Origin of the sequence: Neisseria sp. HMSC065D04 (assembly GCF_001815675.1) — a bacterium.
Lineage (GTDB): Bacteria > Pseudomonadota > Gammaproteobacteria > Burkholderiales > Neisseriaceae > Neisseria.
This window is the reverse complement of record NZ_KV821521.1, coordinates 1-3,371: the sequence shown is the minus strand read 5'-3', so window position 1 is coordinate 3,371 and position 3,371 is coordinate 1. Positions and strand designations below refer to the sequence as shown.

Annotated in this window: 3 protein-coding genes; all 3 read right to left on the bottom strand. The window is 42.0% G+C overall.

Going from position 1 to position 3,371, the window contains the following annotated elements; all coding sequences use genetic code 11:
* Positions 1-214: 214 nt before the first annotated feature.
* Entirely contained in the window at positions 215-1,132 is a 918-nt protein-coding gene (locus HMPREF3050_RS08010; protein ID WP_070774386.1) for an Imm52 family immunity protein, read from the bottom strand.
* Positions 1,133-1,204: 72 nt separating this feature from the next.
* Positions 1,205-1,609: a hypothetical protein gene (locus HMPREF3050_RS08005; RefSeq protein ID WP_049223066.1), complete on the bottom strand. Its 405-nt coding sequence runs from the start codon at positions 1,607-1,609 to the stop codon at positions 1,205-1,207.
* Between the two features lie 85 nt (positions 1,610-1,694).
* Positions 1,695-2,939: a type VI immunity family protein gene (locus HMPREF3050_RS08000; protein WP_246830248.1), complete on the bottom strand. Its 1,245-nt coding sequence runs from the start codon at positions 2,937-2,939 to the stop codon at positions 1,695-1,697.
* Between the last annotated feature and the right edge of the window lie 432 nt (positions 2,940-3,371).

Below are 3,371 nucleotides of genomic sequence, written 5' to 3'. Positions count from 1 at the left end.
CTTGTCCTGATTTAAATTTAATCCACTATATCAGGTTTAAATCTCAAAATCTTTCTTTCTCTGTATTTATCCAAGGAAAAGAGGAGTAGCGTCCCATATTCTCCATATTCGGTGTGGTTACCATTCTATGCTGCGGTAACCGTGTAATACCGCATCTAGTAGTTAGTAGCCTGAAAACAAAAGTGCGGGCAATAGGTTCTCGCATTTTCTTTACCTACACGCCGTTTCCCCAACTCATGTTTTTCAGACGCTGCTCACGACTGATAAAGGGTAAATCGCTAATTTGAGGAATGCCAAAATTATCCACAAGAGGCAACAATCCTAAATGGTGCAGCTCCTGTTCGATGGCGGCAGTCACCTTACGCATTTCAGGATTCTCAAAGTCGTAGGGCTGCTCGGTGCTAATAATGATACTGCCACAATTCGGAAGATAGATAACCTCGTTTGCGCTGGGTACTTCCTCAGGCAGGATTTCGGCGGGTAGAAAGGAAAACCATTCTAAAGCCATACGTTTTTTGTAAAGGGAAAATGGCCGGACTCTCGAAGGGTAAAAACGGTTTATTCCTTGAAACCGGCAATGCGGCAGATATTTATCCAAATAAAAGAATATCCATTCTTTTATCAGGGTTTTATTGATATCGGATTCGTTCATCAAAAAATAATGTCCAAAAACAACAGAATCATCAGCTCTTGGGAGTAAATCTAGCTTAAACAAACCGTGTCGTTTTTCTATTGGACGACGTTTATCCTCATATTTATGCCATTCCTTATAAGGTACATTCAACCAGTTAAGGTCGAATATCTCGGGCATATGCCGTACTTCTTCCGAAGTCAGTGCAAAATCCTTCATGAGTGCAAAATCGGCAAGAGGCAGGGGAAATTCGACATATTTGTCTTTATAGTTGCAATTGTAGTTTTTACTGGTCTTGATCACCGGATAGCTTTTGCCTTTCAAATTGACTATGCCGTTTTTGATATTTCTACGTTCTGTCAGCAGTTTTACCGTAACTGTATCGTTACATACAAATAGCTCTTGGAGATGTTCTTTTTGAAAAGCTAACATATCCTTGAATACACGATCGAAGGAATGCTGCATAACGGTGAAATGCATTATGAAATCGATTTTTTTCATTTAGTTTCCTATATTCATTCTTTTGACGCATCTGGGATTCGCTGCAATTTCTTGTCCGCCTATCGGATACTGCTAGAGTTCAATATTATTAAAAAAATTCTCCCGATTCATGGCGTCGAAGGTTTCCATATCTAAATGCGCCCATTTATATTCACTGACAAAATCCCGCAGCATTTGGCTTTTTGACACGGTTCTGCCCCAGGCGTCATAAATGGTTTTCCCCAGATATTCTTTAAGCGCGCCGGTTACCTCGTCTGGTGCTGAGGCGGAAATGATGATGTAGTCGTTGACTGCACTTTTTTTCAATCCTGCTGCAACGGCTTCGTCATATAACGATGAAAATTTTGAAAAATCGTTCAATAAAGATTTAATTTCCTCTTCTTTTTCAAGCTTGTGCAGAGTTTTAAAAATCCACTGCTTTTCGGCTTCGTGATCTATATCGTCATCGTCTAAGTAGCTGCACGTTAAATCAAACATGGTATGTGTCCTTTCTAAAAGTAATTGTTGTGTTTGGGCAGAGTCCGTGGGTCGTCTGAAACGTCGGCGCAGCAATATCGGAACATTAAAACTCTGAAGCCTGCAGCACACTGTCACCATCGTCCCGTTTAACCAAACGCCAGATACAATAGCCTTTCCCAATTTCCGTTGTGCCGTTTTGGAGGTACTTGTAATACTCTCCTCTATCAGGAAAAACTTCTCCTTCTTCAAAATGTCGTTCTATCGCATTCTCGAGATCGTCGGGTATCCACAACCCTGCATAAGGTGCTTCCAACGGTCTCTCACGGTAAACGGGCATCAGTTCCTGCTTCGTCCCTTTAGGATCAAAAATCCCGTTTTCAAAATTGGCATTATCCCAGCGATGCAGCCAGTAATAGCCCTGGGAAGCTGAGTAGCGGTTTTTACCGTTGCCGAAAGCAGTATGTAGTGAGTCGTTCAGCTTTTGCGTCAGTATCGGCCGCATCAGGTTGTTCACTATCAGGTAATTAACGGGCAACGGTTTGGTTTTATCTCCCAAATCGGGGAATTTTCCTGCTTTGAATACCATGGTGCCGTTATAAGTCTTCAGTGTAATATCACGATAATGGTTCAAAACGTTTTGGATTTCCGTGCTGTTCAGTTTATTCTGAAACGCCTTACCGACAAGTGTGTACCAGCTGATAGATTTTATACCTTCGTACCAAAGGAGGGTTATGGGTGAATCTGAATCAGGTGTTACTCCCCAATAACGTTTGGTAACGGCGTATTCATAAAATTGGTATTTATAGTAGGAATCGGGGAGAGCGATGGTCAGTCCGGCATAGCCGTGTAAAATATCAAACTGTTTGCAAACATATTCCACCCAATCTTCGAATTCCTGCTGTTGGGCAGTGGTCGATAAAAAGGACAAAGGTAGGGTAATTTGAAGGCAAGATAATCCATTTTCATCTATTGGGTGGGAGGATAGGGTTTTGAACTGATATTCCGGAGCCCTTTGACCATATTCCGTATCAGAAGTCAGCACACATTCTAATCTGCGTCCTGCTTCAGCATTTTTAATGGTACGGTCTATTTTGTTTTGAAATGCGGTCGGATTGAGCCGTGCAAAACGGCGCATGTCTGTCCAAAAATGCATTTTCAAATACCCATGGTACTTTGAGTAAAAGCGTTCGGCAGCTTCCAGCGTCTTGCGTTGTCCCGCTACCGAACCGCCGCCCGTGTAGTAGATCAATATGGTCAGTCCCAGACGGGCATTGATATTGTAGTCTTCGTCATACATCAGGATTTCATCGGCTTCCCGTTGCAGGGACTCGTATAGTTTGGTTGTCATATTGTCTTTTTTATATGGTTGCTGTTGTTTATTCGGTAGGTAGATTACCGTGTCGGGCATCGAATTTGTGTACTTTCCAGTTGAACATAAATCAAAAAGGCAGATAGGACAAATGAACGATGATGAATGGTGGAAATGCGTTATGGATGGTTGTTTGAGTAGGGGATAAATAGAATTGGGTCGTCTGAATAGAGGGTTTCAGGCGACCCCTTTTGATAATGTTGTTTTTTAATTTGATCTATGTTTTGAGTTTTGAGGATATCTTCCCTGTAAAGGTTATTAAGGGGAAAGTGGGCAAGGCGTAGCCATCAGGTGCATCAGCGTCTTCTCGAAAATGCCAAATTTTAAAAAACGCTTCTGTCTCTTAAAACAGAAGCGTTTTTTTCATTTCAGACGACCTGAGACCTTTGCAAAAAAGCCCTTCCCCCGACA